Origin of the sequence: Pseudonocardia sp. MH-G8 (assembly GCF_002262885.1) — a bacterium.
Taxonomy (GTDB): Bacteria; Actinomycetota; Actinomycetes; order Mycobacteriales; family Pseudonocardiaceae; genus Pseudonocardia.
Genome location: NZ_NKYF01000046.1, coordinates 17,541 through 38,775, shown reverse-complemented (window position 1 = coordinate 38,775; position 21,235 = coordinate 17,541). Strand labels below are relative to the sequence as shown.

Genomic DNA, 21,235 nt, shown 5'->3' with positions numbered 1-21,235 from the left:
AACTGGTCGATCTGGCGACGACGCCGCCAACACCAGGCACGCGCATGCCACTACCGACGTCGCGGCCACCGACCACCGCGGACATGAACTGCCGTTGCAGTACTAACCGCCCACCTCGGCCGACCGTCAAACTAGCTTGCCGATCTGGCAAAACGGCCAGCGGCCGACCGGGTCAACGAGAGATCAGCCGTTGCCCGACGGCAAGTGTTGCTCCGCAGGATGGCCGACTGGATCATGGGGTGGCGGCCGTCGAGCATCCGGTCCAGCTCGCCGTCGCCGTTGCAGCACGGGTCAGCGCTCCCCCCCGTGGTCAACGGCCACAGACTTCGGTCAACGCCCCGTGGTCGTGATCGAGCTGCCCGTATTGCGGCCGCGCGCCCACAGCACAGCGGAGGCTCCCTCCGACCACAGTGCGAAATGGCTGACAAAGTTTGCCCCAACGAGCTCCCGCGTCAACTAGTTTCGACGGCTGAACCGACCTCGTCGACGCTAGCGGCGGTCAGTGACTCGGACCGGGTCGAGCGGGAGTCCGGGCGGCGGGCAACCCGCGACGGCGGACCAGGTGGAGCAGAGGCGGTGACGGTGGCGCTCGATGGCCGACCGGTGCGGTGCAGCGTCGGCTCGAGCCCCGCCGGAGCGGCACCGGGAAACGTCGAGATTCGGCGACCGGCCGAGTGCTAGCCTCGGCGCGCCGGATACGGGATCCGGTTCGAACGAGCCGTCGAAGGACGTGAGTTGATGCCCGCCCCGCAGGCCGCTGCTTCTCGCCGCGGTACCCGGACCATCCTCACAGTCCGGACTCCGACCTAGCCGACACTCGATCACGAGCCTGTCGGCGTCCTCGCTCATCTTGCGCGGAGTCCGCAACTCCCGAAGGCTCGAACATTGTCATCCGACCTCACCGGGCCGTCTCGTGACGCCCACTCGATCGACGACAGCAGCGCTTTCGCCGCGCTGCTCGACCTCCATTCCGACCTGCCCCGCCAGGGGCCGGGCTCGGACGCGACGACCCGCCGGCTCCTCGCACTCGCCGGACCACCGCGCCCCCGGCCGCGCATCCTGGATCTGGGCTGCGGTCCGGGGCGCTCCGCACTCGTGCTCGCCGCCACCACCGGCGGTCACGTCACCGGAGTCGATCTGCACCAGCCCTACCTCGACCAGTTCCTCGACACGGCCACCAGCGCCGGGGTGCGTGACCGGGTGTCCGCCATCCGTTGCCCGATGGACGCGCTCCCGTTCCCGGACCGGTCGTTCGACCTGGTCTGGTGCGAGGGCACGGCGTACAACATCGGCTTCACCACCGCTCTGCGGCGCTGGCGCCTCGCACCCGACGGGAAGCTGGTGGTGACCGAGATCGAGTTCACCGGCTCGATGCCGGCACCAGCCGTCGTCGACTTCTGGGCGCAGCGCTATCCGCTGCGCCACCCGGAGGCCAACCGGAACGCAGCCGTCGCCGCCGGTTACGCGGTGATCGCGCACCACGCACTCCCGCACCGCGACTGGTGGGACGAGTACTACCAGCCGCTCGAGAAACGCGCCGACACCTGGGACACCAGCACCCCCGGAGCCGCAGTCGCAGTTGCCGAGCTCCGCGCCGAGATCGACCTGCGTCGCCGCCACCACGACGACTACCACTACGCGGGATACGTCCTGCGACCGACCAACGACGAGGACGACCGCACCATGTGGAGCACCCGACCCGAGACCCCGGACGACATCGACGCCATCCACGCAGTGAACGTCGCGGCCTTCCCGACCTCACACGAGGCCGACCTGATCGACGCCCTGCGCGCTGACCCGCAAGCCTGGATCGACGGCCTGTCGATCGTGACCGAGAACGAGTCCGGCGAGGTCGCCGGCCACGCCCTGCTCACCCGGTGCCACGTGGGCCGACAGCCGGCGCTCGCGCTCGCACCGTGCGCGGTGCTCCCCGAGCACCAGGGACGAGGCGCCGGCTCGGCCGCGATCCGCGCCGGGCTCGACGCCGCCCGCTCGATGGGCGAGAACCTCGTCGTCGTCCTCGGCCACCCCGAGTACTACCCGCGGTTCGGGTTCACCCCGGCATCCGGCTTCGGCGTCCAGGCCCCGTTCGACGCGCCGGATGACGCGTTCCTGGCGCTGACGCTCGATGCCGCACGCCCCACCCCGACCGGGGCCATCGAGTACCCGGCCGCGTTCGGCGTCCAAGCGGGCTGACCGGCGACGGTGGTGGTCGGGGGCGTGCGGCTCACCGCCCGCTCAACGCCTCCGACACCCACCGTCGTGCCTGATCGTGATGCTCGCTCCAGGCCTGCCACGCGGAGCCGGCCCACTCGAGCGCCCGCGTCGCGTACTCGGCCGGGTCGTCCACGCCCAGGACGTGCCGCACCGTGAGATCACCCCGGCACAGCGGAGCGGGTGGCGTCAGCCGCGTGTAGTGCTGCGGCCCGTCGAGCCATCGCTTCAGCACCGTCGGCACGTGCTTCGACGGTCCGCGCTCCATCGACCAGCACATCGCCGCGAGGTGTGCCGCCGCCGATTTCGTCGACCGCATGTACACATCGGGATGTTGCAGGCAGTAAGCGTCCACCGTCAGCCGGTGCGACGCGAAGAACCGCGGTTCGGTAGCAGATTTTCTGCATAACTGACGCGATGTCCTGGTCGCTCGAATGAGAGCCGATTCAATCGCTGACGGCACCCACAAGGGTCTTGGCCCAGGGCTCAGCAACGTCGGCAAGACCCAGTGTGGCAACAACGTTTTCGAGCATGCCAGCGCCGAACCATCGCCGGACAGCGTCCCGGTCACCATCCAAGAGCTCGCAGACGAGCATCACTTGCTCAGCGTAACAGGCGCGAACGGCGTCGCGAATGACCGGTTCATCTGTTGCACAATTGGCCTGCATGAGAAAACGCAGTATGTTGCGATCCTCGATGAGCCCCCCGTATGCAGCCAGCAAAGCCTGCGGCGATCTCACCGTCTGCTCCTTCGCGTGGGCCGCGGAGGCAGTGATCAGCGCTTGCGAAAGCAGCCCGCCGACATGGTCGACAGCAGCAACGAACAATGCTTCCTTGTTGGCGAACAACCGATAGAGGTAGGGCTGTGAGATGCTCGCAAGCTTGGCGATCTGGTTTGTATTCGTCCCGTAAAATCCTTTATGAGCGAAACACGCTACTGCCGCTTCGATGGCATGTTGGCGGCGCACATCGCTCTTGACGCTCGTTCCCGCAGCAGGCATGACGATCACCTTAGCCGCTCAACATGCCGTCGAATGCCGACTCAGGCGCCGAAGGAGCCGGCGACCCCTGAGCCGTTCACGGTCTCGACGTCCGCAGGCTGGAGCGCCTCGATGGCAGCAAGGGGATTCCAATAGTCGTCGTATCGAGTGATGAGACCATCGGCGTCAGTGCGCACCACCCCGACACAATCCTGTCGAAACAACTTCCCGGTCGGCTTGGCTGTCCCGTCGAGCGTCCACTTCGCCACAGTGATCTCCGGGCTGGCCGTCTCGATGAACTGCAGGTCGACGGCCTTCACATCGAAGGTCGCAACGAAGTTCTGCATGTGCGCGTGAAGTGCGGCGCTTCCCTTCAGCTCAGCACCCATACCTTCGGGAGCAAACGGGAAAGTGAAGGTGGCATCGGCGGTGAACAGCTCCCCCCAAGCCTCCAGCTCACCGGCGGTGAGCAGGCGAAGGTGTTCCGCAACAGCGCGCTGGGCGGGAGTGTGGGGATCAGAGGTCTCAGTCTGCGCGGGGGGCATGGACAGAGCGTAGCACAGTTAGTGGCTGACCTATCACAGATGAGTTGCGACGACGACGGCCCGCGATGCCTCGATCATGCGCACGCACGTGATCGCCCAGTGGGGCGACTGGCCCTTGTCGAAGATCGATCATCTCGCCGTGCAGACGTGGATCACGGGGCTGAGCAAGCAGCTCGCGCCCGCCACTGTCGCCGAGTGCTGACGCCTGACCAGCGCCGTGTTCCGCTCGGCCGTCCGAAACCGGCTCATCGCGCACAACCCGTGCGACGACATCCGGGTTCCGAAGCGACGCCGGACGGACGAAGACGACCAGATCATCGCGCGCTCGGTGTTCCGCAACCGGCTGCTGCCCGTCCTCCCCCGCCGGCACCGCGGGATCGTCGCCATCGCCGGTGGTGCCGGACTGCGCTGGGGTGAGGCCGCCGGGATGTGCGCTGACGCGCTCGATCTCGACCGGGCCCAGGTCCACGTGCGGCGGACGGTGATCGAAGTCGCCGGGACGACCTCGTTCAAGCCGTTCCCGAAGTCGACGGCCGGTCGTCGGACCGTGCCGCTGCCTGCCTGGCTCGTGACGATCCTGCGCGAGCACATGGAGCGGTACCCGCTCGGCGCCGGGGACCTCGTGTTCGCCAACGCCGTCGGCGGCGCACTCCGACGCACCCTGTTCCGGTCGCGTGTCCGGCGGCCTGCCCTGGTACGCGCCGGACAGCTCGGCACCGTGATCGAGATCGAGCAGGGCACGTGCTGGGAGGCGTCATGGACCGACACCCTGGGCAACCGGCACCGGCAGACGTTCGACAACGAGCGTCAGGCCGTGCAGCACGTGGCCCGCAGCCAGGCTGGCGGCGGCCTCCGGTTCCACGACCTCCGCCACTCCTACGCCACCTGGCTCGTCGACGACGGCGTACCGCCCAACATGGTCCAGCGCGTCATGGGACACGAACGCGCAGCGACGACCCTGGACCTCTACACACGACGCACCAACGACCCGACCCGGATCCTCCAGGCACTCAACGACGAGGACCCCGACGACGGCCCGGCAGCAGCGATGGTGCCCGCTTGATGCCTTTCTGATGCCGATCTCTCCGGCGCAATGCGAAACTGGGATCGAACCAGTGACCTCTCCGGTGTGAACTCATGATACCGCCCAGATACCGATCCCTGACCTGGCTGTTAGCGTTCGCCCAGGTGGCAGGCAGCAGTTGACCCTCGCCCACGTTGTTGTCAGGTGTGTTGTCAGCACTATCTGACCACGAGTGGACCACGCGGAAGCAACCATCAACTGACATTCGTCAGCCGGACACCCACGTTCTGTGCCGTCAGCTCCTGTTCGTAGGCGGCGAGACTGAGCTGACCGTCCGCGGGGTGGGGGTCGGGAGGGACGAGCTCCCTGTCACCTCCTGATCGTCAGCGACATCGTCGTGTTCTGCCGGCCGCTCGGACATCCGCCGCCCCCGCCGAGGCTCGGCCGCGAATTCCGCCATCCGCTACGCGTTGGGCACCGCAAACTCGAGCCCCGCCGGATCCCGCGTCTCGATGAACGGGACGGATGCATTGAGCTCGACACGATGCCGGCCCATCATTCCGACGCGCGCACCCCCAACACTCCTGCGGCATGTATCGAGGTGGATACCGTGCTCGGACACGAACGGATCGACGATGATCCGATCCCGTCCACGACGGCGGTCGACGGACAGGCAGTCCTCCGCAAGGTCGCGCGACACTTCCTGCCCTTGATCGGGCTCTGCTACATCGTGCTTTACCTGGACCGGCTCAACATCGGTGTCGCTGCCCTGACCATGAACGACGAGCTGGGCATCTCCGCCACGGCATACGGCTTCGCGGCCGGTGTGTACTTCTGGAGCTATACGATCTGCGAGCCGCCGAGCAACTGGGTGATCTCCCGGGTCGGGGCCCGCCGATGGATCTCCCGCATCATGATCACCTGGGGCCTGGTGACCATCGCGACGGCGTTCGTGCAGGGCGAGACGAGCCTCGCGATCATGCGGTTCCTGCTCGGGGTGGCCGAGGCGGGGTTCTCGCCCGGGATGCTCTGGTTCGTCTCCCGGTGGTTCCCGAACGCCCGCCGCGGCGCTGCGATGTCGTGGGTCGTCACGTTCATCTGCATCTCGGGCCTGGGCACCCCGCTGATGACCCACCTGCTCGACCTGGACGGGTTCCTCGGGCTCTCGGGCTGGCGGTGGATCTTCATCATCACGGGGGTTCCCGCGGTGCTGCTGGCGTTCGCCTGCTATCGCCGTCTGCGCGACACCCCCGCGCAGGCCACGTTCCTCACCGTGCGCGAGCGGGACTGGCTGGCGCGGACCCTCGACGCCGAGGCACGGCAGACCGCCGGGAACGGATCCCACTCGTTCCGCCGAGGACTCGTCGAGCCGCGGGTGCTGCTGCTGGTGGCGGTGTTCCTCTGCGTGACGTTCAGCCTCAACGGCTACCAGTTGTGGATCGCGCAGATGCTCAAGAGCTTCGGCATGACGAACACGCAGGTCGGTTGGGTGTCGGCGCTCCCGCCGCTGCTGGCCATCGGCCCGATGCTCTGGTGGATGCGGCACTCCGACCGCACCCGCGAGCGGGGCTGGCACTTCTGCACCGCCGCGGCCGTCGCCGCACTCGGCTTCGGGATCGCCGCGGTCTCGCTGAGCAACCCGATCATCGCAGTCACCGGTTTCTGCATCGCCGGAATCGGCCTCTACACCGCCATGGGGGTCTTCGTGACGATCCCGGCGAGCTTCCTGACCGGTGCAGCCCTCGCAGCCGGGTTCGGCGTGATCAACGGGATGGGCAACCTCGGTGGCTACTTCGGCCCGCAGGTCGCCGGCCTGATCAAAGACGCGACGGGTGGGTTCGCCCTCGCGATCGGAGCGTTCGGTGCCGCGATGGCGCTGGCGGCGGTGCTCATCCTCGGCCTCAAGCGGCTGACCGCACGTTCGGCAGCCAGCGCATGACCGGGCGGCACGCGTTCGGGCCCGTCCGGCAGAACGGCTACGTCGTCCGCGACATCCACGCGGCGCTGCACCACTGGACGCAGGTCATGGGGGTCGGCCCGTTCTTCCGCATCGCGCGACAGCCCGTCAACGGCCTCCGCTACCGCGGCGAGACAAGCGACGCGTCGGTCAGCGTCGCCCTCGCCCAGAGCGGCGGTATCCAGATCGAGCTCATCCAGCCGCTCGACGAGCGACCGACCGCCTTTCGGGACTTCCTGCGCACCGGACGGGAAGGTCTGCAACACGTCGCCTTCTGGACCGACGACTTCGACGGGGCGATGCAGGAGGCCGGCAGGCGCGGTCTCACCGTGCTTCAGGAGGGGTGCTCGGGCAGCGGCTCCCCGGACGAGAGGTTCGTCTACTTCGCCGAGGAGCACCACCCGGGCACGATGATCGAACTGTCGGAGACCTGCGGCGCGAAGGGCCGCCTGTTCCGAGCCGTCGCCGCCGCGGCACAGGGCTGGGACGGCACCGATCCGGTGCGTGACATGCGCCCCTTGTTCGGGGTTCCCGCATGACGCGCACGGCGCTCGTCACCGGTGGGGCCTCGGGAATCGGGCTGGCGACGGTCCGGCGGCTGCTCGACGACGGCTGGACCGTCGTGGCCGCCGACCGGGACCCCGTCGCGCTGGCCGGCCTCCCCGTCGACGACCGGATCGTCGCCGCCGAGGTCGACGTGACCGACGAGCGGCAGGTCGAGGACGTCGTGGCCCGGGCGGACCAGCTCGGTACCGGACTCGGCGCCGTCGTCACCTGCGCGGGGCTCGCCCGAAACGCACCCGCGCTCGACGTCGACGTCGCCGACCTCAGGATGACGATCGAGGTCAACCTCGTGGGCACGTTCCTGGCCTGCCGGGCCGCCGCCCGGCGGATGCTGGACCGCGGCCACGGCGGCTCGCTGGTCACGATCTCCTCGGTGTCCGGGCTGCGCGGCGGTGCGCACAGGGCCGCCTACGCCGCGTCCAAGGGCGCAGTTCTGGCGCTGACGCGGGTGCTCGCGGTGGAACTCGGACCGGCCGGGATCCGCGTCAACCGCGTCGCGCCCGGCGCGACCGAGACCCCCGCGATCGCCGCGGCGCAGCCCCCGCACGTACGGCGCGTGGTGATCGACGCGATCCCACTCGCCCGGTACGCGCAGCCGTCCGAGACGGCAGCGGTGATCGCGTTCCTCGCCGGCCCCGAGTCGGCGTTCGTGACCGGCCAGACCTGGGGCGTCGACGGCGGCCAGATGGCCGGCCCCGGCTGGCGGATGCCGGAGGAGGGCAGATGAACGAGCTGGTCATCGTGGTCAACCCCAACGAGAACACGATGCGCGAGCCGAACCCGCACGTGCCGTGGACACCGGAGGAGATTGCCGAGGACGTCGCGGCCTGTGCGGCGGCCGGGGCGTCGGTTGTGCACTTCCACGCGCGAACCGCCGACGGCGCACCCGACCACACCGCGCAGCGGTACGCCGAGACGTCGCGGCTGATCCGGCAGCGGTGCGCCGTGCTGCTGGCCCCGTCGCTGGCCAACGGGCCGGGTTTCGACATCGACCGCAGGCTCGCGCCCGTCGTCGACACGGCCGCTGATCCGGCTGCGCGGCCCGACTTCCTCGGGATGGACATGGGCGGCGCGATCATGGACCTCTGGGATCCCTCGGCGTCCCGGTTCGTCACCACCGACCGGGTGTTCGTCAACGACACCGACACCCACCGGCGGCTGTTCGCGTGCGCCCGCGAGCACGGGCTCGTCCCGTGGATGGCGTCGTTCAACGTCAGCTGGACCAGGACGATCACCGCGCACCTCGACGCGGGCGAGGTTCTTGGGCGTGCGGTGCTGCAGTTCGTCCTCGGCGGGCCCGAGTTCGTCGCCGCGCATCCGGCGACCGCGGCGGGTCTCGACGCGCACCTGGCGTTCCTGCCCCGTGAGCACGACCTCGCCTGGGTCGTCTCGGCGCACCGCGCCGACGTGCTCGACGTCGCCGACGAGGTGGTCCGCCGCGGCGGACACATCGCGATCGGCGTCGGCGACCACCCGCACGTCGAGCGGGGCCTGCCCACCAACGCCGAGCTGGTCGGCCACGTGGTCGACATGGCACGGAAAGCGGGCCGCGAGATCGCCTCGCCCGATGCCGCGCGCCGGATCCTCGGCGTGCGCCCCACCGTCCCGGCCGGATGAACCGATGAGAGGAGCACAACCGATGCTGCTGGTCAACGACCACAGCGGGCCGGTCCGCACCGTCCTGGACGAGGGTGGGCTGCGGATCCTGGTGATGAGTTCCATCGCCTTCACCACGCCGGACATGGCCGGGAACCTGATCGTGACCGGGTCCCACGGCGGCACCAGCGCCGGGGAGTACGCCCGCCGCCATCGGGTGGCCGCCGTAGCCTGCAACGACGCCGGGATCGGCAAGGACGCCGCCGGGACCGCGGGTCTGGCCGCGCTCGACGAGGACGGCATCGTCGGGGTTGCGGTCGGGCACGACACCGCCCGCATCGGCGACGGCACCGACACCTGGCTGTGCGGGGTCATCACCTACGCCAACGTCACCGCGCTCGCCGCCGGGATCCGCCCTGGCCGGCCCCTGCAGGTGGCTTTCACCGAGCTCGCAGGCCGCTGGTCGCAAGGGGGCGCGACGGCATGCTGAGGACCGTCGCGCTCGAGCACCGCGGCCGCCGGGTCGTCCTGCTCGACAGCATGTCCCAGGTACAGCACGACGACCGCGGCCACATCCTGGTGGCGGCGTCCAACGGCGGTGTGGAGTCGGGCCGGATCGCGGTCGCGTCCGGATGCGCCTGCGCCGTCTTCAACGACGCCGGCGTCGGCAAGGACGGCGCGGGGATCGCGGGCCTGGAGACCCTGGACACGGCCGGGGTGCCCGCCGCCGCCGTCGGCCACCACTCCGCTCGGATCAGCGACGGCGCCGACACCTGGGAGAACGGCGTGCTGACCCATGTCAACGAGGCCGGCGTCCGGGCCGGGCTCTCCGTCGGCGCCACCGTGGCGGACGCGATCACCCGACTGCTGGAGGCAACGGCATGACCGCCCTGCTCAATGATCCCGACTTGCTCGTGCCCGAGGCGCTGACCGGGCTGGTGCTTGCCCATCCCGGGCTGCTGCGGCTGCACGGCGCCCCGGCCTGCGTCGTGCGGGCCGATCCGGGCGCGCCGAAGGTCGCGCTGGTGGCCGGCGGCGGCTCGGGGCACGAGCCGCTGCACACCGGGTTCGTCGGCACCGGGATGCTCGACGCCGCCGTGCCAGGTGCGGTGTTCGCCAGCCCGACGGCGCTGCAGATCCGCGAGGCCATCCGTGCCGTCGACCGGGGCCGCGGCGTGCTCCTGGTGGTGAAGAACTACACGGGTGACGTCCTCAACTTCTCGATCGCGGCCGAGCTGGCCGCCGACGACGGCATCGACGTGCGTACCGTGCTGGTGGCCGACGACCTGGCCACCGACAGTGACGAGGGCCCCGGGCGCCGCGGAACCGCCGCGGTCGTGGCGGTGGAGAAGATCGCCGGCGCGGCGGCCGAACGCGGGGCCGATCTGGACACGGTCGCCGAGGTGGCCGGCCGGGTCGCGGCGGGCGCCCGCACGCTGGCACTCGCACTGAGCGCGTGCACCCCGCCAGGACGCGACAGGCCCGCGTTCGCGCTGGCCCCCGGCGAGATCGAGTTCGGCGTGGGGATCCACGGCGAGCGGGGCATCGACGTCCGGTCCGGCGGAAGCGCCCGGGAGCTCGTCGCCCAGCTGGCGGAGCCGGTCGCCGACGCCATCGGCCTCCGCCGAGGCGACGCGGTGATCGCGTTGGTCAACGGCCTCGGCGCCACCCACGCCCTGGAGCTGTCGGTGGTGCACCGCGAGCTCGTGGAGCTCCTGACCGGCCGTGGCGTCGACGTCGTCCGGCAACTCGTCGGGCCGTACGTGACGGCGCTGGACATGCGCGGCTGCTCGATCACGCTGCTGCGCGCCACCGACGAGCTCCTCGACCTCTGGGACGCGCCCGTGCGCACCCCGGCCCTGACCTGGTGAGCGGAGACATGACGACACCGACCGTCCTGACCGGGACCGACGTCCGCGCGTGGGTCACGGCGTTCGCCGCCGCCGTCGCCGAGCACCACCACGTGCTGACCGAGGCCGACCGGCTCGCAGGCGACGGCGACTACGGCGACAACCTGCGCGCTGCGCTGCGCCGTGTCGCGGTGGCGCTCGAGGAGTCCGGCGCCACCGATCCCGCGGGCGTGCTCACCGCCGTCTCGCAGGGCTTCCTCGGCACCGGCGGCACCAGCGGACCGCTGTTCGGCATGTGGTTCCGGGAGCTCGCCCGCGCAGTAGGCGAGGAGCTGTCCACCGCGCAGCTCGCCGTGGGCGCCTGCCGCGCCGTCGCCACGGTGCAGCGCCTCGGCCATGCCGAGGTGGGCCACAAAACCATGGTCGACGCGATGGCTCCGGCCGCAGCGGCGCTGGAGCAGGCCGCGGCCGACGGCGTGGATCCGGCCGCCGCGCTGGCCTTGGCAGGCTCCGCCGCCCGTGCCGGCGCCGAATCCACCCGCGAGCTGCTGGCCCGCCGCGGCCGCGCGAGCTACGTCGGGCAGCGCGCCGTCGGCGTCGTGGACCCCGGCGCGGTGACGGTCGCGCTCTTCTTCGAGGCCGGAGCGGCCGCATGAGCCGTCCTGTGATCATCACCGTCGCGCCGACCGGCGGGATGCTGACAGCGGCGCAGCACCCGCACCTGCCGACCACGCCGCAGCAGATCGCCGAGGATGTCGCCCGCTGCGCCGACGCCGGCGCGAGCATGGCCGCCCTGCACGCCCGGCGCCCCGACGGCGGCGCCACCTGCGATCCCCGGATCTACCGCGAGATCAACGCGCTGGTCCGGGCCCGCTGCGACGTGGTGGTCAACAACTCCACCGGTGGTGGCGTCACCGGCGACATGGTGCGCCGCACCGTGGACGGGACGGTCGTCGACCGCACCCAGCGACTCGCGGGGGCCGACGCCGGCGCCGACACGTACACGCTCGACACCATCACGGCCTACGTCTCGGGACCGTTCGGCGAGGTGCTGATGGACACCCCACCGTCCTTCGCCCGCGAGCTGGCGGCGGCGTTCCGAGCGGCCGGCGCCAAGCCCGAATGGGAGGTCTTCAACCCCGCGCACCTCGTTGTGGACATGGCGGAGTTGAGCGAGTTCGACGATGCCCCGCACGTCGTCAACCTCGTCCTGAACCAGCACGGGACGTTCCAGAACGCCCTGCCCTACACCCCGACGGTGCTGCGGCAGCTGGTCGAGCTGCTCCCGCCGCGGTCGGTGTTCTCCGCAACGGTGTGCGGGCCCGACCCGCTCCCCGGCCTACGGCACGCCCTCGAACTCGGCGGGCACGTCCGCGTCGGGCTGGAGGACAGCCCCTTCGACGCCGAGGGCCGCCCGTCCACCAACCTCGAGCAGGTGCAGCGGATCGTGCGGATCGTGCGCGAGCACGGCGGCGAGCCCGCGACTCACTCCCAGGCGCGGGCCATCCTGGGGTTGGCCGCGTGAGCGATATCGACAGCTCGACACACCACAGAGCAGCGAGGCTGCGGTCGCAGAACCGGTTCGGCGGTCTCGACCTCGGCGGATTCGCCGCCCGGTCCTGGATGAAGACCCAGGGCCTCGCCGACCGCGACTTCGACTGCCGCGCCGTGATCGGGATCTGCAACACCTACTCCGAGCTCGCCCCGTGCAACGCCCACTTCCGCGAGCTGGCCGAACACGTCAAGCGTGGTGTGCGGGAGGCAGGCGGCCTGCCCGTCGAGTTCCCGGTCATGTCGCTCGGCGAGACGATCCTGCGGCCCACGTCCATGCTGTTCCGCAACCTCGTCAGCATGGACGTCGAGGAGTCGATCCGCGCGAACCCGATCGACGGCGTGGTGCTGCTGTGCGGATGCGACAAGACCACCCCGGCGCTGCTCATGGGCGCCGCGAGCTGTGACCTCCCGACGATCGTCGTGTCGGGCGGGCCGATGCTGACCGGCCGTTTCCGGGGACGGGCGCTGGGCTCGGGCACCGATGTGTTCACGATGGCCGAGGAAGTCCGCGCCGGACGGATGAGCGAGGTCGACTTCCGCGAGGCGGAGTCCTGCATGTCCCGCTCCGCCGGGCACTGCAACACGATGGGCACCGCGTCGACGCCCTTCGGCATCGCCTGCGGCCAGATCGACGTCGGCAACGCCGCCACCGAGATGACCAGCGAGATCGCCGAGGGTGCCCGCCAGGCCGACGGTTCCGTTCGGCCCGAACCCACCTTCGACGCCCGCCACGTCGCCGACGCAGTGCGCTACATGGCGCGGCTGCCACCCGAGGCGAACGTGCCGTTCCTGACACTGACCGCCACCACCATGCCGTTCATCGGTCGAGGCTGAGGACTGAACACCGTGACCATCACGCTGGGCCCGACCCGCATCGAGCGGGTCACCGAGGTCGACCACTGGCCGTTCCCGCCCGCCGCCCTGTTCCCGGCCGTCACCCCGCGCCATCTCTGCTGCGCGGACGGCGACCTCGACCTGTCGATCACCACCCACGTCGTCCGCACCCCCGATGCCGTCGTGCTCGTCGACTCCGGCAACGGCAACGCGAAACAGCGGCCCACGCTGCCACCCCATGACATGTTCGCCACCGACTACCTCGACAGGCTCGCGACCACCGGTGTCCGTCCCGAGGACGTCGACGTGGTCGTCTCCACCCACCTGCACCCCGACCACTGCGGCGGCAACACCCGGCTCGTCGACGAGAAGTGGGTGCCGACGTTTCCCCGCGCCCGCTACCTGTTCTCCCGCACCGAGTTCGAGTGGCTCGCGTCGATCCACGCCGCGGCCCCGGCCGAGGGGCCGGGGGCAGCGCTGGCCGCCACCTTCGCCGACAGCGTGCTCCCGATCCTGGACGCCGGGCTGGCCGATCTCGTCGACGTCCCCGCCACGGTCGCCGAGGGTATCGATCTCGTCGCGATGCCCGGCCACACCGCGGGGCACCTCATCGCCGAGATCACCGGCGGAGGCACCACCGCCCTCGTGACGGGCGACGTGCTGCACCATCCGCTGCAGTTCACCGACCTGGCGTTGGCCCAGGCGGGCGACGCGGATCCGGACCTCGCCGCCCGGAGTCGCCGCATCGTGTGCGACCGCGCCGCCGACCTCGGTGCGGTAGTGCTGCCCGCCCACTTCGGCGGGCCGGACGGTGGCCGCATCACACGTGCCGGGGACGGCTTCCGGTATGCCGATCGATGACACCCCTCAGTCGCGCCGCCCCAGCACCGGACGGACGATCGACTCCGCCGCGGCCAGGTCGCGGGTGATCGCAAGCGCGCTCGTCCGCACCGCCACGTCCATGCGCGCAAGGTTGATCCGTCCCACCGTCCCTGACACCGACAGCGCCGCCAGCACCTCCCCGTCGGGGCTCAGCACCGGTGACGCCACACCCGCCACGTTCGCAAACGACTCGCCTCGATCGAACGCCACCCGAGCCCGCCGCACGCGATCGAGCTCGACCCGCAGCACATCCGGCTGCGTGATCGTCCGGGGTGTCACCCGCTGCAACGGCCCGACCAGCACCCGGTCGATCTCCTCGTCCGGGCAGAACGCCAACATCGCCTTACCGGAGCAGCTCGCGTGCGCCGGCCACCGCCCGCCCGTGCGCTGGGGCACCCGCGGCGAGCCTTTTGCCCGCAGGATGTCCACGTGGATCACCTCGTCGTCGCGCAGCACGGCCAACCCGATGTTGTGCGCGGTGGCCTCGTGCAGAACCACCATGTGCCGGCGCGCCGTCTCGAGCAGGTCGCGCCGGTGCGGAACCGACTGCCCCAGCTCGAAGAGCAGCAGTCCGGGCCGGAACGCCGTCCCCACCCGCTCCAGCAACCCCACCCGAGCCATCTCGTGCAACATCCGGTGCACCGTCGCCTTGGGCAGCCCGGTCCGGCGAGCCAGCGCCGAGGGACCCAACGACTTCTCCCCCGGCCGGAAGACCTTCAGGATCACGACGGCGCGGCCGAGGGCGGTGATCTCACCGTCGTCTCGATGAGCGGGACACATGAAACGCAATGATGCCTGGATCCCGCGCTGTTGTCGCACGTACGAGGTCGCACACGGGATCGGACTCGGCGCCTCCTCGATCCAGTACGGCTACGCCGCAGCCACCGATCCCGAGTACGTCCGGGCCGCCGTCGGCGCCGTCACCCAGGCCGACATCGCGGTGCTCTACGTGCCCGGCATCGCCACCCTGGGCGAACTGCAAGGCGCGATGGACGCCGGCGCGAAGACGGTCCGGGTCGCGGTGCATTGCACCGAGGCCGACTGCGCCGAACAGCCGATCGTCTGGGCTCGCGAGCACGGGATGCGGGTGATGACCTTCCTGATGATGAGCCACAAGCTCGCTCCGGAGGCCCTCGCCGAACAGGCGGCGAAACTCGACTCCTACGGCGCCCAGGTCATCTACGTCGTCGACTCCGCGGGGGCCATGGTCCCCCGCGACGCCGGCGCGCGGGTGGACGCCCTGCGCGAGAAGATCAGCGCCGATGTCGGCTTCCACGCCCACAACAACCTCGGCGTCGGCATCGCCAACGCGCTGGCCGCAGCCGAGGAGGGTGCCAGCTACATCGACGGCTCCCTGCGCGAGTTGGGCGCCAGCGCCGGCAACGCCCAGACCGAGGTGCTCGCCGCCGCGTTCGAACGGGCCGGCTGGGACACCGGCGTCGGCCTCTTCCCCCTGATCGACACCGCCGAGCGCGTCGTGGCGCCGCTGATGACCGAACCGCAGATCATCGACGAGACCGCCCTGATCCTCGGCTATGCCGGTCTCTACTCGACCTTCTTCCACCCCGCCAAGCGGGCCGCGAAGAAGTACGGAGCCAAGGAACGCGACATCCTCATGGAACTCGGGCGACGCGACGTCATCGGCGGCCAGGAGGACATGATCATCGACGTCGCCGCCGAACTGGCCGGCCGCGGGGCATCGGCGTTGACGCGCAGGCCGATGCGGACCTCGACCTGGACTCGTGGCGGGCTGTGACAGCCGCCGGCTACAACGGCGCCGGGCACAGGGGCGTTCGACTCGCCGAGGGGCGATCAGCACCGAGCACACCTCCCCCGCGCAGCACCACCGGCGCGATCACGGCCGTGCCGTGCCGACCACCCCCAGCCGTGAGCGAAGTGATCATTACGACCGGACCGCTCACGCTGTCGTCAGCCCCGGATCGACACACCCGCTACCAGGCGATACACACTGACCGCCCGAAGAACGGACCGAACCGGTCGGGAATGTTGGCTCCCGCGACCTTCAGAGCGAGGATCGGAAAGGCGGCAGGAATCTCTCCCGGGGCATCTGGTCGGCGAGGGCGCCGCCATCGATCACGACCGTCGCTCCGGTGACGTAGCGGCTCGCATCCGCGAGCAGGAATTCCACCGCCCCTACAACGTCCTCCGGCGCCCCGAGCTCGTGGCGAAGCGGGATGCGCGCACGCCAGGCATCGAGCAACCCGGCCAGATCTCCCGCGAACGCATCCGCGATCCGGGTGTCGATCATGCCCGGTGCGACGCAGTTGCTCCGGACACCGTGCGCGCCCAGCTCACTGGCCAGCGACTTCGACAGCATCTCCAGGGCGGCCTTCGACGCGTTGTACGGCGCGAGCCCGGCCTCCGCGACCAGTGCGTTCTTCGACGTGACGTGCACCAACGCGCCCGGCACGCCGTCTGCGATCATGTGCTCGGCGATCCTGCGGGACAGGAAGAACGGCGCATCGACGTTCACCGCGAACACCTCGCGCCACACCGCCGGCGAGACCTCGTTGAACCGACCGTAATGCGAGAGTCCGGCATTGTTGACCAGGCCGTGGATCGGGCCCACCTCGCGACGGATCCGATCGACGACCCGCTCCAGCTCCGTCGTGTCGGCGAGATCCGCGACGACGGTGTGCGGCGCCGACCCCAGCTCGGCGAGTGTCCGGGCGGTGGCGACCGGCTCGATCCGGTCGAGGAGGCAGACCCGGGCTCCCGCACGGGTGAGCCCCCACGCCAGCGCGGCCCCGATACCGCGCGCCGCGCCGGTCACCAGCACCGTCCGATCCGCGAGCGGCCCGCTCACGTCAACCCCAGCAACGCGCACGCGTCACGCGTGATGAGGGCCTCGACCTCGTCGCGGTCGAGCCCGCCGAGGCCCTCGATCCCCGGGAGTCCCGCGAGCCGGCGAAGCCCGTCGACGGAGGCGTCGACGGTGGTGAACGGGTAGTCCGAGCCGAACAGCAACTTGTGCCAGACGCCGTAGTCCTGCGCAAGCCGGAGCGAGTGCCACAGCTGGAAGGGGCGGTAGTGCAGTGCCGAGACATCGGCGTAGACGTGCCGGTGCTTGCGGATCACCGCGATGCACTCGCCCTCGTAGGGATGGCCGAGGTGGGCGAGGATCATCCGCAGTTCCGGGTGCCGGATCGCCACGGGGTCGAGCCGAGCCGGCCTGGCCCACTCGATCGGCGCCGTGGAGACGAAGGTGGTCCCGGTGTGCACCAGCACCGGCAGGCCGTGCTTCTCGGCGTACCAGAACAGCTCGTCGTACGCGGCGTCACCGGGGTCGAACCCGGCGTACATCGGCATGAGCTTGATCCCGCGCAGCCCCAGCTCCTGGTGGCCGTACCGGAGTTCGTCCGACCAGCCGGGGACGGTCGGGTCGAGGGCGAGGAACCCGATGGCGTCCGGCTTGCCCTGGACGTAGTCGGCGACGGCGCGGTCGTCGACCCAGAGTCCGCTTCGGCGCGCCTTGCCCCCGAACACGACGGTCCGGGTGCCGGGTGGGGCCGAGGCGGCGTACTCGTGGTGCCGCACGGTCAGGTCGATCTCGCCGCCGTGCGCGTGCTGGGCTTCGCCGAGGAAATCCTCGGAGAAGTCGTGGGGGCACGAGAACAGGTGGGTGTGGACGTCGGTGATCACGTGCGCTCCCGCTTCTCCCAGCCCTCGGCGAACAGGTTCCAGAAGCCGTAGGTGGGAGGGTGCTCGGCGAAGACCTCATCGACCAGCTCGACGCCGAACCCGGGCGCGGTGGGCAGCCCGACCACGCCGTCGTCGATGCGCAGCACACCCTTCAGGGCGTCGAACACATGGCCTTCGACGAGGCCGTCGAACGCCTCGACGATCTTCAGGTTGGTGATTCCGAACCCGAGGTGCGCCGTGACCGTGGTGCACAACGGGGAGTTCGAGTTGTGCGGCGCGACCTGCATGCCATGCATGTCGGCAACCGAGGCGATCTTGCGGATCTCGGTGAGACCGCCGGCCATGCAGACGTCGGGTTGGACGATGTCGACGGCGTTGCTGGAGAACAGGGTCTTGTACTCGTGTTTGGTGTGGAAATGCTCGCCGCCGGCGATCGGCATGGAGGCGCGAGCACGCAGCTCGTGATAGCGCTCGATGTGGGTCCACGGCAGGGGTTCCTCGAACCAGCCGGGGTCGAACTCACCCAGGTCTGCGGTGAGTCGCGCCGCCGTCGGGAAGTCGAACCGGGCGTGCCCCTCGACGAAGAGCTCGACGTCCGGTCCGACCGCGTCCCGCACCGCCGCGACCAGCTCGAGCGAGTAGTTCCGCTCGCGGGAGTCCAGCGACCCCGACCCGGCGCCGAAGGGGTCCAGTTTGAGGGCCCGGTACCCGCGCGCGACGGTCTCCTTCGCCCGCTGCGCGAATGCCGACGGAGTGCGCTCGCCGGTGTACCACCCGTTGGCGTAGACCGGCACGACGTCACGGCAGGCACCGCCGGTGAGCCGGTACGCCGGCACCCCGAGCGCCTTGCCCATGATGTCGTGCAGCGCCTGGTCGACCCCGGACACGACGATCCCGCCCAGGTCGCCGCCCCGGAAGAAGTCGCCCTGCTGCATGCGGAACCAGATCTCCTCGACGTCGAAGGGATCGGCGCCGACCAGGTGCCGGTGGGCCATCGCCGCGGCCAGCGAGCACACCTCGGCCGTCCGGACCGGATGCGTGATCTCACCGATCCCGGACAGGCCGGCGTCGGTGTGCACGCGCACGAAGCTGAAGTCTCGCCAGGCCGTGCCGAGTGTCAGGGTCTCGATCCGGGAGATCCGGCCGGCCGGGCCCGGCGACCGCGTCCTGTTGACGGTGAGCATTTCGAGCTGAACTCCTGGTCTGGGATCGGTGGAGGGCGGCGGTCGGCGCGGACCACCACCGTCGGTATCGACGGGACTCGGTCAGAGCTCGCCGATGATGTCGAGGACGCCGTGGCGGGGCGCGTAGCCGAGCAGCGCCCGTGCCCTGCCGATGTCGATGCGGACGTCGAACCGGGGGCCCGGCAGCCGCACCTCGCACACCCGCGCACCCGTCCGCTCGGCGAGCGCCGGGACGGCCTCGTCGTAGCCGAACGACGACGGGCCGGACAGGTTGACGGTCTCTCCGACCGCGGCCGGGTGCTCCAGCAGCGTCATCAGGCCGGATTCGAGGTCCCGGACATCGCAGAACTGGAAGCGGTAGGGCTCTCCGTCCTGGTCGCGGGCCAGGACGAGGGTGTCTGCGGGGTCGGGCACGGCCTGGTCGAGGACCCGAACCGCATCGTCGCGGCCGAGGCCGGCGAGCAGTGCCCGTAGCCCCGCGGCGAACAGGAAGCGGCCCGACCAGCCGGTGGGACTGGCGATCTCGTGCGGCTCCGCCACCAGGGAGAAGCGTGCGACGGCGATCGGGAGGCCGTGGGCCCGGTGGTAGAAGGCGGCGAGCCGCTCGTCGAGCTCCTTCGTCAGCCCGTAGAAGCTGTAGGGCGCGAGCCGGCGGTCCTCCACGATCTCCTCGGTAGCGCCGAGGGTGGGGTACACCTCGTCGCTGGAGGCCAGGACCACCCTGCTCGGAGGGACCTCGCGTCGGGCGAGCCGCTCGAAGATCAGGTAAGTGGACTCGACGTTCGCCGCGAAGAGGTGGTCGTTGGCACCCGGCCCCCAGTCCATCGCCGCCGCGAGGTGGACCACGGCGTCGACCTCGTCGACGGCCGCGGCCACCGTGGCGGGATCGCTGAGATCGCCGCGGACGACCTCGACGCCATCGGCCAGCCGATCGGCGCCGGGATCGTCGGGGAGCACCACCGTGCGCACCCGGTCGCCCCGCTCGAGCAACGTGCGGGACAGCCTGCTGCCCACCCGTCCGGTCGCGCCCGTCACCAGGATCGATCTGCTCACTGCACTGCTCCTGTCAGCCGGTGGTCGTGGTGGGTGTCGCGGCGAACTGCTTCGTGCTGGTCTCGATGGCCAAGAGCACGCAGATGAACGGGATCACCGCCGTGATCAGGGAGAAGAGGGCCACCGGCCAGTAGCTTCCGGCAAGCGCGAGCAGGCCGACCGCGATGAACGGTGTCGGCCCGCCGATCACTGCTCCGCTGATCTCCCGGGCGACGACCACTCCGCTGAGCCGGAACCGCGTGCTGAACATCTCCGAATAGAACGCCGGCAGCGTCCCGAACATGGCGGCCGAACCGATCGAGAGCCCCAGGATCAGCGCGATGGTGATGAGCACCGGGTTCGCGGTGTTCACCATCCAGAAGAACGGGAACGCGAACAGGGCCGAGAACGCGGCGCCACTCAGGTAGACGACACGCCGCCCGATCCGGTCCGACAGGGCGCCGAACAGGGGCATCGTGAAGATCCCGATGACCGCAGCGATGAGCAGGCCGGTCAGCGCGACGCTGCTGGGCAACCCGAGCTCGGTCGTCACGTACGACAAGATGAACACCTGGTAGAGGTACGACCCGCCCTCCAGGAAGAAGCCGGCGCCGATGGCGAGGACGAGCTCGCGCCGATGGTTGCGGAGCACACCGCGCATCGGCGATGCGGAGGTCTTGTTCTCCTGCCGGAGCTGCTCGAACTCGGGCGTCTCGGTGAGCCGCATCCGGATGTAGAGGCTGGCGACGACGATGACCACGCTGATGAGGAACGGGATGCGCCAGCCCCAGCTGGTGAGATCCTCTCGGGGGAGGGTGGAGAACAGTGCGAACACCCCGGTCGCCAGGGTCAGTGCCAGGAAGTTCCCGGACGAGATGAGGCCCCCGTAGAAGCCGCGCCTGCTCGGGGCGTGCTCGATGGAGAACACCACCGCGCCCGCGTACTCCGCTCCGGCGCCCAACCCCTGGACGAGCCGGAGCAGCACCAGCAGCACCGGTGCGATCCAGCCCACGGTCTCGTAGGTCGGCAGCAGCCCGATGAGGAATGTCGAGGACCCCATCAGCACCAGCGTGATGACGAGGATCGGCTTGCGCCCGATGCGGTCACCGAGGTTCGCGAAGATGATGCCGCCCACCGGGCGGGCGAGAAAGCCCACCGCGTAGGTGGCGAACGACGCCAGCACTCCGGCGACGGGCGAGAAGGCCGGGAAGAACAGCTCGTTCAGCACGAGCGCCGCGGCCTGACCGTAGATGATGAAGTCGTACCACTGGAGCACGTTTCCCGTGATCGTCGCGGGCATGACCTTGCGCATGTGCCGGTGGCCCGACGGCGCTGTCGTCGACATGTTTCCTCCTG

General features: G+C 70.3%; 24 protein-coding genes. 15 read left to right on the top strand and 9 right to left on the bottom strand.

Annotation, left to right across the window (positions count from 1 at the left end; genetic code table 11):
- Nucleotides 1–885 precede the first annotated feature (885 nt).
- On the top strand, nt 886–2,196 hold the full coding sequence (locus tag CFP66_RS50585) for a GNAT family N-acetyltransferase (RefSeq protein ID WP_369805292.1): 1,311 nt from the start codon (nt 886–888) through the stop codon (nt 2,194–2,196).
- A gap of 31 nt (nt 2,197–2,227) precedes the next feature.
- Here the strand turns inward: CFP66_RS50585 and CFP66_RS45275 are convergent, their stop codons facing one another.
- The 3 genes from CFP66_RS45275 to CFP66_RS45265 are packed head-to-tail and all read right to left on the bottom strand — an operon-like array spanning nt 2,228 to nt 3,739.
- Nucleotides 2,228–2,677, bottom strand: coding sequence for a DUF5946 family protein (locus tag CFP66_RS45275; RefSeq protein WP_255413947.1), 450 nt, complete (start codon nt 2,675–2,677; stop codon nt 2,228–2,230).
- A complete protein-coding gene (locus CFP66_RS45270) occupies nt 2,661–3,215 on the bottom strand; it encodes a TetR/AcrR family transcriptional regulator (protein WP_094931629.1) in 555 nt (184 codons plus the stop codon). The genes CFP66_RS45275 and CFP66_RS45270 overlap by 17 nt, the downstream gene beginning before the upstream one ends.
- Before the next feature lie 41 nt (nt 3,216–3,256).
- On the bottom strand, nt 3,257–3,739 hold the full coding sequence (locus CFP66_RS45265; protein ID WP_094931621.1) for a nuclear transport factor 2 family protein: 483 nt from the start codon (nt 3,737–3,739) through the stop codon (nt 3,257–3,259).
- Between the two features lie 76 nt (nt 3,740–3,815).
- Here CFP66_RS45265 and CFP66_RS50115 point away from each other — a divergent pair, with 76 nt between their 5' ends.
- From CFP66_RS50115 to CFP66_RS45205, 13 genes are all read left to right on the top strand, one after another.
- Nucleotides 3,816–3,941, top strand: coding sequence for a hypothetical protein (locus tag CFP66_RS50115; protein ID WP_255413946.1), 126 nt, complete (start codon nt 3,816–3,818; stop codon nt 3,939–3,941).
- A gap of 126 nt (nt 3,942–4,067) precedes the next feature.
- The gene (locus CFP66_RS45260) at nt 4,068–4,802 is read left to right on the top strand and encodes a site-specific integrase (RefSeq protein WP_158228468.1); all 735 of its coding nucleotides are present in this window, start codon (nt 4,068–4,070) and stop codon (nt 4,800–4,802) included.
- 505 nt (nt 4,803–5,307) lie between these two features.
- Nucleotides 5,308–6,702: an MFS transporter gene (locus CFP66_RS45255; protein WP_094931617.1), complete on the top strand. Its 1,395-nt coding sequence runs from the start codon at nt 5,308–5,310 to the stop codon at nt 6,700–6,702.
- Nucleotides 6,699–7,259, top strand: a complete 561-nt coding sequence (locus CFP66_RS45250; RefSeq protein WP_094931615.1) for a VOC family protein — start codon at nt 6,699–6,701, stop codon at nt 7,257–7,259. Before CFP66_RS45255 ends, CFP66_RS45250 begins: the two co-directional genes overlap by 4 nt.
- Nucleotides 7,256–8,011: an SDR family NAD(P)-dependent oxidoreductase gene (locus CFP66_RS45245; RefSeq protein ID WP_094931613.1), complete on the top strand. Its 756-nt coding sequence runs from the start codon at nt 7,256–7,258 to the stop codon at nt 8,009–8,011. Before CFP66_RS45250 ends, CFP66_RS45245 begins: the two co-directional genes overlap by 4 nt.
- Nucleotides 8,008–8,901: a 3-keto-5-aminohexanoate cleavage protein gene (locus tag CFP66_RS45240; RefSeq protein WP_094931611.1), complete on the top strand. Its 894-nt coding sequence runs from the start codon at nt 8,008–8,010 to the stop codon at nt 8,899–8,901. Before CFP66_RS45245 ends, CFP66_RS45240 begins: the two co-directional genes overlap by 4 nt.
- Before the next feature lie 22 nt (nt 8,902–8,923).
- On the top strand, nt 8,924–9,370 hold the full coding sequence (locus tag CFP66_RS45235) for a hypothetical protein (RefSeq protein ID WP_233160271.1): 447 nt from the start codon (nt 8,924–8,926) through the stop codon (nt 9,368–9,370).
- Entirely contained in the window at nt 9,364–9,765 is a 402-nt protein-coding gene (locus CFP66_RS45230; RefSeq protein WP_094931608.1) for a hypothetical protein, read from the top strand. Before CFP66_RS45235 ends, CFP66_RS45230 begins: the two co-directional genes overlap by 7 nt.
- Nucleotides 9,762–10,751 carry a dihydroxyacetone kinase subunit DhaK gene (locus CFP66_RS45225; protein ID WP_094931606.1) on the top strand — a complete coding sequence of 330 codons (990 nt, stop codon included), beginning with the start codon at nt 9,762–9,764 and terminating at the stop codon, nt 10,749–10,751. The genes CFP66_RS45230 and CFP66_RS45225 overlap by 4 nt, the downstream gene beginning before the upstream one ends.
- Nucleotides 10,752–10,759: 8 nt before the next feature.
- The gene (gene dhaL / locus CFP66_RS45220; protein ID WP_094931604.1) at nt 10,760–11,386 is read left to right on the top strand and encodes a dihydroxyacetone kinase subunit DhaL; all 627 of its coding nucleotides are present in this window, start codon (nt 10,760–10,762) and stop codon (nt 11,384–11,386) included.
- Complete coding sequence (locus tag CFP66_RS45215) at nt 11,383–12,255, top strand: 3-keto-5-aminohexanoate cleavage protein (protein ID WP_094931602.1); 873 nt, start codon at nt 11,383–11,385, stop codon at nt 12,253–12,255. The genes dhaL and CFP66_RS45215 overlap by 4 nt, the downstream gene beginning before the upstream one ends.
- Complete coding sequence (locus CFP66_RS45210) at nt 12,252–13,118, top strand: dihydroxy-acid dehydratase (RefSeq protein ID WP_233160270.1); 867 nt, start codon at nt 12,252–12,254, stop codon at nt 13,116–13,118. The genes CFP66_RS45215 and CFP66_RS45210 overlap by 4 nt, the downstream gene beginning before the upstream one ends.
- Before the next feature lie 12 nt (nt 13,119–13,130).
- On the top strand, nt 13,131–13,979 hold the full coding sequence (locus CFP66_RS45205) for an MBL fold metallo-hydrolase (protein ID WP_158228467.1): 849 nt from the start codon (nt 13,131–13,133) through the stop codon (nt 13,977–13,979).
- A 6-nt stretch (nt 13,980–13,985) separates the two neighbouring features.
- Here CFP66_RS45205 and CFP66_RS45200 read toward each other — a convergent pair whose 3' ends face one another.
- On the bottom strand, nt 13,986–14,780 hold the full coding sequence (locus tag CFP66_RS45200; RefSeq protein WP_094931598.1) for an IclR family transcriptional regulator: 795 nt from the start codon (nt 14,778–14,780) through the stop codon (nt 13,986–13,988).
- On the opposite strand from CFP66_RS45200, the gene dmpG reads away from it, so the two are divergent.
- Complete coding sequence (dmpG, locus tag CFP66_RS45195; protein WP_094931596.1) at nt 14,779–15,756, top strand: 4-hydroxy-2-oxovalerate aldolase; 978 nt, start codon at nt 14,779–14,781, stop codon at nt 15,754–15,756. The two genes, CFP66_RS45200 and dmpG, sit on opposite strands and share 2 nt — an antisense overlap.
- Nucleotides 15,757–16,023: 267 nt before the next feature.
- On the opposite strand, the gene CFP66_RS45190 is transcribed toward dmpG, so the two are convergent.
- From CFP66_RS45190 to CFP66_RS45170, 5 genes are all read right to left on the bottom strand, one after another.
- Entirely contained in the window at nt 16,024–16,827 is an 804-nt protein-coding gene (locus CFP66_RS45190) for an SDR family NAD(P)-dependent oxidoreductase (RefSeq protein ID WP_198962127.1), read from the bottom strand.
- On the bottom strand, nt 16,824–17,663 hold the full coding sequence (locus tag CFP66_RS45185; protein WP_094931594.1) for an amidohydrolase family protein: 840 nt from the start codon (nt 17,661–17,663) through the stop codon (nt 16,824–16,826). Before CFP66_RS45185 ends, CFP66_RS45190 begins: the two co-directional genes overlap by 4 nt.
- Nucleotides 17,660–18,847: a mandelate racemase/muconate lactonizing enzyme family protein gene (locus tag CFP66_RS45180; RefSeq protein ID WP_094931592.1), complete on the bottom strand. Its 1,188-nt coding sequence runs from the start codon at nt 18,845–18,847 to the stop codon at nt 17,660–17,662. The genes CFP66_RS45185 and CFP66_RS45180 overlap by 4 nt, the downstream gene beginning before the upstream one ends.
- An 81-nt stretch (nt 18,848–18,928) precedes the next feature.
- On the bottom strand, nt 18,929–19,900 hold the full coding sequence (locus CFP66_RS45175; RefSeq protein WP_094931590.1) for an NAD(P)-dependent oxidoreductase: 972 nt from the start codon (nt 19,898–19,900) through the stop codon (nt 18,929–18,931).
- Between the two features lie 13 nt (nt 19,901–19,913).
- Nucleotides 19,914–21,224: an MFS transporter gene (locus tag CFP66_RS45170; RefSeq protein ID WP_233160269.1), complete on the bottom strand. Its 1,311-nt coding sequence runs from the start codon at nt 21,222–21,224 to the stop codon at nt 19,914–19,916.
- Nucleotides 21,225–21,235 lie beyond the last annotated feature (11 nt).

Coding starts and splice junctions, on each gene's coding strand:
- CFP66_RS45255 (WP_094931617.1), top strand. CDS start 5,308: ATGCCGGCCCATCATTCCGACGCGCGCACCCCCAACACTCCTGCGGCA.
- CFP66_RS45235 (WP_233160271.1), top strand. CDS start 8,924: ATGCTGCTGGTCAACGACCACAGCGGGCCGGTCCGCACCGTCCTGGAC.
- CFP66_RS45240 (WP_094931611.1), top strand. CDS start 8,008: ATGAACGAGCTGGTCATCGTGGTCAACCCCAACGAGAACACGATGCGC.
- CFP66_RS45245 (WP_094931613.1), top strand. CDS start 7,256: ATGACGCGCACGGCGCTCGTCACCGGTGGGGCCTCGGGAATCGGGCTG.
- CFP66_RS45200 (WP_094931598.1), bottom strand. CDS start 14,780: ATGTGTCCCGCTCATCGAGACGACGGTGAGATCACCGCCCTCGGCCGC.
- CFP66_RS45180 (WP_094931592.1), bottom strand. CDS start 18,847: ATGCTCACCGTCAACAGGACGCGGTCGCCGGGCCCGGCCGGCCGGATC.
- CFP66_RS45215 (WP_094931602.1), top strand. CDS start 11,383: ATGAGCCGTCCTGTGATCATCACCGTCGCGCCGACCGGCGGGATGCTG.
- CFP66_RS45270 (WP_094931629.1), bottom strand. CDS start 3,215: ATGCCTGCTGCGGGAACGAGCGTCAAGAGCGATGTGCGCCGCCAACAT.
- CFP66_RS45250 (WP_094931615.1), top strand. CDS start 6,699: ATGACCGGGCGGCACGCGTTCGGGCCCGTCCGGCAGAACGGCTACGTC.
- dhaL (WP_094931604.1), top strand. CDS start 10,760: ATGACGACACCGACCGTCCTGACCGGGACCGACGTCCGCGCGTGGGTC.
- CFP66_RS45225 (WP_094931606.1), top strand. CDS start 9,762: ATGACCGCCCTGCTCAATGATCCCGACTTGCTCGTGCCCGAGGCGCTG.
- dmpG (WP_094931596.1), top strand. CDS start 14,779: ATGAAACGCAATGATGCCTGGATCCCGCGCTGTTGTCGCACGTACGAG.
- CFP66_RS45265 (WP_094931621.1), bottom strand. CDS start 3,739: ATGCCCCCCGCGCAGACTGAGACCTCTGATCCCCACACTCCCGCCCAG.
- CFP66_RS45230 (WP_094931608.1), top strand. CDS start 9,364: ATGCTGAGGACCGTCGCGCTCGAGCACCGCGGCCGCCGGGTCGTCCTG.
- CFP66_RS50115 (WP_255413946.1), top strand. CDS start 3,816: ATGCGCACGCACGTGATCGCCCAGTGGGGCGACTGGCCCTTGTCGAAG.
- CFP66_RS45170 (WP_233160269.1), bottom strand. CDS start 21,224: ATGTCGACGACAGCGCCGTCGGGCCACCGGCACATGCGCAAGGTCATG.